Genomic DNA, 6,477 nt, shown 5'->3' with positions numbered 1-6,477 from the left:
ACGGCCGCGGCGTGCTGCCCCGCCGGGTGTCCGGGGTCCCGATGTCCGCACCGGCGGCGGTGCCGGGCCCGGTGCGCGCTGCGGCGGGGCCCGTCGGCGCAGCCGTTCCCGCCCAGGGCCCGGGCGGGCTGCCCAAGCGGGTCCGCCAGGCGAGCCTGGCACCGCAGTTGAAGCAGCCGCAGGCCCCGGCACCCGCCGAAGCCGCCGCGGACCCGGTGCTCCACCGCGACGCGGACGAGGTGCGCGCGCGCATGTCCGCACTCCAGCGCGGCTGGACGGCGGGCCGAGAACAGCAGGCACAGCAGCAGTCCGGGACCGGGGCAGGCACTTCCGCCGCCACAGGTCCCGGATACGAGAACGAGGGGAACGGTCGATGACCGCACCGCAGACCGGCAACGACACCCGGGGCCGCGGCTCCGGTCCGCTCAACTGGCTCCTCGACGAGCTCGTCGACCGGGTCGGCAGCATCCGCAAGGCGGTGGTCCTCTCCGGCGACGGCCTGCCCACCGGCAGCTCGAAGGACATCACCCGCGAGGACAGCGAGCACCTGGCCGCCGTGGCCTCCGGCTTCCACAGCCTGGCCAAGGGAGTGGGCCGCCACTTCGAGTCCGGCAGCGTCCGCCAGACCGTGGTCGAGCTGGACGAGGCCTTCCTCTTCGTCATGGCCGCGGGCGACGGCAGCTGCCTGGCCGTGCTGTCCGACGCGGACTCCGACGTCGGGCAGGTCGCGTACGAGATGACCCTGATGGTCAAGAGGGTCGGCGACCACCTGGCGACCGCTCCCCGCACCGGGCTGCCAGCCGGAGGGTGAGGCGGACGGGATGAGCGAGCCAGCCCAGAACCGCCAGGACCGTCCCGTGGGTGCCGCGGAGGTGTCGCCGGAGGGCGTCCACCCGCACTGGTTCGACGACGACGCGGGTCCCGTCGTCCGCCCGTACGCCATGACCCGCGGCCGGACCAGCCACGCCGGCCGGCACCGGCTCGACCTGATCGCGCTCGTCGTCGCCGAACCGGCGGCCGACGACCCGGTCTGGGACATGACGCTGTCCCCGGAGCACTCCCACATCCTCGGACTGTGCCGGGAGCGGCCCCAGTCGGTCGCCGAGCTCGCCGCCGAACTCGACCTCGCGGTCGGGGTCGTACGCGTCCTCATCGGCGACCTGGCCGAAGAGGAACTGGTCCACGTGACCCGGCCGGTACCTCCGGCCGAACTGCCCGATGAATCCATTCTGCGTGAGGTGATCGATGGCCTTCGGGCGCTCTAGCCGAACCGGTGCCATGCACGCCGTGTCACCGGTCGAGCCGCTGACCCTGAAGATCCTGGTCGCGGGCGGCTTCGGGGTGGGCAAGACCACCCTGGTCAGCGCGGTGAGCGAGATCAGACCGCTGCGGACCGAGGAACTCCTGTCCGAGCCGGGCGTCGGCATCGACGACACCGGGGGAGTGGAGGGCAAGAGCACCACCACCGTGGCGATGGACTTCGGACGCATCACGCTGCGCGAGGACCTGGTGCTGTACCTGTTCGGCACGCCCGGACAGGACCGCTTCTGGTTCCTGTGGGACGAGCTGGCCCAGGGCTCGCTCGGCGCCGTGGTCCTCGCCGACACCCGCCGCCTCGCCGACTGCTTCGCCGCCGTCGACTACTTCGAGCGGCGGGGGATCCCGTTCGTGGTCGCCGTCAACTGCTTCGACGGCGCCGAACGCCATCCCGTGGTGACCGTGCGGGAGGCGCTGGACCTCGATGCCGGGGTGCCGGTGCTGCTGTGCGACGCACGCGACCGGGAGTCCGTGAAGGACGTGCTGGTCGGGGTCGTGGAACACGCGATGTCGCTGGCGCGGGCCCGGCGCCACAGCCTGACCGCCGGGACCTGACAGGAGGCGGCCCGTACCCCCGCCGACTGGGGTACGGGCCGCAGCTCTCATGGGGGGACGGAGGGGCCTCGGCCGTGGCGTCGTACCCGGCGGGAGGCTGTGGAGCGAGTGTGAACCCGCCGCCGGGGGCCGTCAAGCGTTCGGACAACAGCACCTGTTCAGCGTCCGCGCCCGGATGCTTCCGGCCGCGCCCCGGCCCCGTCAGCGCACCGCGACGACGGCCGACCCGTGCCCGAACAGCCCCTGGTTCGCGGTGATCCCCGCCCGGGCGCCCGGCACCTGCCGGTCCCCGGCCGTGCCCCGCAACTGCCAGGTCAGCTCGCACACCTGGGCGATCGCCTGCGCCGGCACCGCCTCCCCGAAGGAGGCCAGGCCGCCGCCGGCGTTCACCGGCACCCGCCCGCCGAGCGCCGTCGCGCCCTCCCGTACCAGCTTGGCGCCCTCGCCCTCGGCGCACAGGCCGATGTCCTCGTACCACTCCAGCTCCAGGGCGGTGGAGAGGTCGTACACCTCGGCGAGCGAGAGGTCCCCGGGTCCGAGCCCGGCCTCCTCGTACGCGGCCCGCGCGATCGACGCCCGGAACGAGGCGGCCGCGGGCTCCACCGCGGTCACCGAGTCGGTGGCGACGTCCGGGAGGTCGAGGACCGTACGGGGGTACGTCGGGGTCACCGTCGACACCGCCCGGATCCGCACCGGATCGGCGACCCCGCGCGAGCGCGCGAAGTCCATGCTGGTCAGGACCAGCGCGGCGCCCCCGTCCGAGGTGGCGCAGATGTCGAGCAGCCGCAGCGGATCGGCGACGACCGCCGACCGCGCGACCTCGTCGGCCGTGACCGCCTTGCGGTAGCGGGCGTACGGGTTGAGCGCGCCGGCCGCGGAGTTCTTGACCTTCACCAGGGCGAAGTCCTCCGGGGTGTCCCCGTACACGGCCATCCGGCGGCGCGCGTACAGGGCGAAGTAGGCCGGGTTGGTGGCGCCCAGCACCCGGAACCGCAGCCAGTCCGGATCGTCCGGCCGGTCCCCGCCCGCCGGGGCGAAGAAGCCCTTGGGGGCCGCGTCCGCGCCGACCACCAGGACGACGTCGGCGAGGCCGGCCAGGATCTGCGCCCGCGCCGTCCCGATGGCCTGGGCTCCGGAGGCGCAGGCCGCGTACACGCTGGTCACGCGGGCGCCCTGCCAGCCGAGCGCCCGGGCGAAGGTCGCGCCGGCCACGTAGCCGGGGTATCCCCCGCGCACGGTGTCGGCGCCGACGACCGACTGGACGTCGGCCCACTCCAGGCCGGCGTCGGCGAGGGCGCTCCGGGCCGCGGCCCGCCCGTACTCGACGAAGCTGCGGCCCCATTTGCCCCAGGGGTGCATCCCGGCCCCCAGGACCGCGATGTCGGCGCTCATGCGGCGCCTCCCGTCGGCCGGAACCGCCAGGTGGTCCAGACGGTCCCGGTGTCCGCGTCCTCGTTCAGCACCCCGCCGACCACCTCGACCTCCATGCCCACCGCCAGATCGGCGACGGTGACCCCGTCGGCCGCCTGCCCGAGCACGACCATCCCCTCCGCCTCCAGCTCCACCGCGACCAGGGTGTACGGCTCCCACGGCACGTCCGGGTCGGACACGTACGGCGCGGGCGGCCGGTACCGCCCGTCGGTGTAGGACCACACCCGGCCGCGCGGGGACAGCGGCACCTCGGCGAGCCGGCCGTCTCCGGGGCAGTGCGGATTGCGGCAGTAGGCGTCCTCGCGGGGGAAGAACACCGCGGTGCAGGCGGAGCAGCGGGTGCCGAGCAGGCGGAACCCGCCCTCCGTGCCCCCGGCCCCCGCGCCCTCCCCGTCCGCCTCGGTGAACCACCCGCTCACGACGGGTGTACGTGTGCGTTCCAAGACCCCTCCCGGGCACCGGCATACGACCGACCATCTGACGAACCGTCAGAAGTCTGCCACGGGAGGGCGGTGCGGGTCACCGGTTCTCGGCGAGCCACTTCTGCGCGATCGCGTCCAGCTCCGCGTCCCGCCCGGCCAGCATCATCCGGATCATCTGCGCGTCCCCGCGCAGGGACCAGCCGGGATGCCCGAACGTCGCCGGGTTGTTCCCCTCGATCAGGAAGTGCGCCGGCCAGGCGGTCCCGTACCCGATGAGCGGGAGGGCGGCCAGGTAGCGCCTGCGGCCGCGCGCCAGGCCGTACGCGGTGAGGGCCAGCCCGGTCAGCGTCCCGGTGAGGTGGACCCAGCGGGTGGCGGCGCGGGAATGCATGGCGACGTAGTAGGGCCAGAACTCCTCGTACGAACCGAATGTCATACGGGCACGGTACTCACGGCCGCACCGAGGCGACAGCGACCGGGAAGTCGAACCGGGAATCCGGGAAGGCCTCGGGCTCGAACGTGAAATGCCACCACTCCTCGGGCAGGTTCACGAACCCCTGCGCGGACAGCACCTGCCGCAGCAGGTCACGGTTGTCCCGGGCGGCCCCGGTGATCCTCGGGTCGTCGGTGTGCGAGAGCGGATCGAAACGGTCGAACGCGGTCCCCATGTCGACGGGCCGGCGCAGCGGCAGCCGCACCAGGGTCACGTCGACGGTGCTCCCGCGGCTGTGCCCGGACCGCTCGGCGATGTAGCCGTCGGGAATCAGCCGCGCCTTGTCGACGTCCGGGTAGAACTCCGCCTTGGTGGACTGGTCCTGCCCGTCCGCCGCCCACCGTACGAAACGGTCCACCGCGCGCTGCGGCCGGTAACAGTCGTACACCGTCAGGGAGTACCCGCGCGGCAACAGCGTCCGCTGGGCGGCGCGCAGCGCCCCGGCCGCCGGGCGGGCGAGCAGGCAGACGGGCTCCTCGTACCCGTCCACGACCGCACCGGTGAAATTGTGGTCGGTGGCGTACCTGATGTCCTGCCCGACGGTGGGATCGACCTCGGCCAGCGCCACGAACCCGGGCGGCGCCGAACCCGCGCCCGAACCCGCGCCCGAACCCCCGCCGCCCCCGACGCACGCCGCCCAGCCCAGGACCGCGGCGACTCCCGCAACTGCAAGCACCCTCATACCCCTTGGCATACCATCGCCGCATGCAGGCACAGCCGAGGGACTCGCACTGCTCCACCTGTGGATCGCCGTTCGACACGGCCGACTGGCCCCGTACGTGCGCCTCGTGCGGCGCCGTCACCTACCGCAACCCGCTCCCGGTGGCCGTCGCACTGCTCCCGGTCGAGGACGCGGCCGGCACCGGGCTGGTGGTCATCACCCGCACCATCGAGCCGGCCATCGGAGGCATCGCCCTGCCAGGCGGCTTCATGGACTTCGGCGAGGACTGGCGCGACGCGGTCGTCCGCGAGCTGCGCGAGGAGACCGGCATCCACGCCCCGGCGGCGGAGGTCACCCTGGCCGACGCCATGAGCTCCCCGGCGGGACACCTGCTCCTCTTCGGCCTCCTGCCGCTGCGCCCGGTCGAATCCCTCCCGCCGTCGGCCCCCACGGACGAAACCACGGGCTGGCACGTCCTGCGCACCCCGGCGGAACTGGCGTTCCCCCTCCACACCCGAGCCACGTCAGCCTGGTTCGCGGGCCACTACACCCCCTGACGGCCCTGCCGAGCCGCCCGGCCCGCGGCCAGCCCGGCCTGCCAGCCAGACCGCGCCGCGGTCTCACGGCCGGACGGGCCAGCGGCCTGACGGCCTGACCGGCCCGCGGCGTGATGGGTTTGGCGGCCTGATGGGCCCGATGGGCTTGGGGGCCTGACCGGCCAGCGGCCTGACGGACCTGTCGGCTTGCCCGTCCCGCGGCCTCACGGGCCCGCGGCCCGCCCCGCGGTCTCACGAGCCGGACGGGCCCGTGGCCCGCCCGGCCCGTGGTCCGACCGGCCCGTGGCCTGACGGACCTGGGGGGCCTGGCCGGCCCGCGGCCTGCGCATGGCCTGCGGTCCGGGTTTTCACGCCGTCGGGGGGTGGACGAGTTCCGCCGTCGTCACCAGTGCCAGCGCCACGGCCGCCGTCACCGCCAGGCCGCGCGTCCACAGCGCGCGCAGCGGCACCGGGCGCGCCCGCAGGTACGCACCCGCCGCCATCGGGAGCAGCGCACTGGCCGCCGTGCCCGCCCAGACCGCCCCCGGCCCGGGAGCCGACGCCACGAGACCGCTCAGCCACGCATGGGCCGGCAGGGCCGCAGGCGCCGACACCGCGGCCGTCAGCACGAGGGCCGCCACCGGCTCCGGCCACGCCGTCAGACGGGCCGTCAGCCGCCCCAGCGCCGCCAGGGGTTTGACGAGCAGCAGCCCGTGCAGGAAGCCGACCGCGACCGCGGCGACCGAGCCGACCCCGAACAGCACCAGGGACCCGGCCCAGGACGCCTGCTGCGCCGCGACGAGCAGTCCCCACGCCATCAGCCACTGGCAGGCGCCCACGACCTCGGCCCCCGGCACCACGTCCCATCGGCGCGGACCGCGCGGGGCCCGCACGGACCCGCCCCGCTCCACCGGGCTCGCCCACACCACCACAGACCCCCTGCTCGACCGGCTCCCACGGCAGGGGCATGCTCCCGCGCCGCTCTGGAGCCCGGCTAGATCCGGCCCGGGAGCCGCCCCGGAGCGCGTTCCGGAAGGCCGCGCGCGGGCCCCGCGCCGGTCC

Annotated in this window: 9 protein-coding genes and 1 pseudogene; 5 read left to right on the top strand and 5 right to left on the bottom strand. The window is 74.8% G+C overall.

Annotation, left to right across the window (positions count from 1 at the left end; genetic code table 11):
* The 4 genes and pseudogenes from ACFXA3_RS31270 to ACFXA3_RS31255 form a co-directional block, all read left to right on the top strand.
* A pseudogene (locus tag ACFXA3_RS31270) lies at window positions 1-377 on the top strand (hypothetical protein); the annotation flags it as partial.
* Window positions 374-811: a roadblock/LC7 domain-containing protein gene (locus ACFXA3_RS31265; protein ID WP_385192187.1), complete on the top strand. Its 438-nt coding sequence runs from the start codon at window positions 374-376 to the stop codon at window positions 809-811. The pseudogene ACFXA3_RS31270 and the gene ACFXA3_RS31265, both read left to right, overlap by 4 nt.
* Window positions 812-821: 10 nt before the next feature.
* A complete protein-coding gene (locus ACFXA3_RS31260) occupies window positions 822-1,265 on the top strand; it encodes a DUF742 domain-containing protein (RefSeq protein WP_385192185.1) in 444 nt (147 codons plus the stop codon).
* Window positions 1,246-1,872: an ATP/GTP-binding protein gene (locus ACFXA3_RS31255; RefSeq protein WP_385192183.1), complete on the top strand. Its 627-nt coding sequence runs from the start codon at window positions 1,246-1,248 to the stop codon at window positions 1,870-1,872. Before ACFXA3_RS31260 ends, ACFXA3_RS31255 begins: the two co-directional genes overlap by 20 nt.
* A 201-nt stretch (window positions 1,873-2,073) precedes the next feature.
* Here ACFXA3_RS31255 and ACFXA3_RS31250 read toward each other — a convergent pair whose 3' ends face one another.
* From ACFXA3_RS31250 to ACFXA3_RS31235, 4 genes are all read right to left on the bottom strand, one after another.
* Window positions 2,074-3,264, bottom strand: a complete 1,191-nt coding sequence (locus ACFXA3_RS31250; RefSeq protein WP_385192181.1) for a lipid-transfer protein — start codon at window positions 3,262-3,264, stop codon at window positions 2,074-2,076.
* Complete coding sequence (locus tag ACFXA3_RS31245; RefSeq protein ID WP_385192179.1) at window positions 3,261-3,746, bottom strand: Zn-ribbon domain-containing OB-fold protein; 486 nt, start codon at window positions 3,744-3,746, stop codon at window positions 3,261-3,263. Before ACFXA3_RS31245 ends, ACFXA3_RS31250 begins: the two co-directional genes overlap by 4 nt.
* 76 nt (window positions 3,747-3,822) lie before the next feature.
* Window positions 3,823-4,161, bottom strand: a complete 339-nt coding sequence (locus ACFXA3_RS31240) for an Mpo1-like protein (protein WP_385192176.1) — start codon at window positions 4,159-4,161, stop codon at window positions 3,823-3,825.
* A 13-nt stretch (window positions 4,162-4,174) separates the two neighbouring features.
* Window positions 4,175-4,900, bottom strand: coding sequence for a M15 family metallopeptidase (locus ACFXA3_RS31235; RefSeq protein WP_385192174.1), 726 nt, complete (start codon window positions 4,898-4,900; stop codon window positions 4,175-4,177).
* Between the two features lie 23 nt (window positions 4,901-4,923).
* On the opposite strand from ACFXA3_RS31235, the gene ACFXA3_RS31230 reads away from it, so the two are divergent.
* Window positions 4,924-5,436: an NUDIX domain-containing protein gene (locus ACFXA3_RS31230; RefSeq protein WP_385192172.1), complete on the top strand. Its 513-nt coding sequence runs from the start codon at window positions 4,924-4,926 to the stop codon at window positions 5,434-5,436.
* Window positions 5,437-5,783: 347 nt separating this feature from the next.
* Here the strand turns inward: ACFXA3_RS31230 and ACFXA3_RS31225 are convergent, their stop codons facing one another.
* Window positions 5,784-6,344 carry a hypothetical protein gene (locus ACFXA3_RS31225; RefSeq protein WP_385192170.1) on the bottom strand — a complete coding sequence of 187 codons (561 nt, stop codon included), beginning with the start codon at window positions 6,342-6,344 and terminating at the stop codon, window positions 5,784-5,786.
* Window positions 6,345-6,477 lie beyond the last annotated feature (133 nt).

The organism is Streptomyces sp. NPDC059456 (genome assembly GCF_042750055.1).
In the GTDB taxonomy this organism is placed as follows: domain Bacteria; phylum Actinomycetota; class Actinomycetes; order Streptomycetales; family Streptomycetaceae; genus Streptomyces.
The sequence above is the reverse complement of the archived record's forward strand: the minus strand, read 5'-3'. Positions and strand labels throughout refer to the sequence as shown.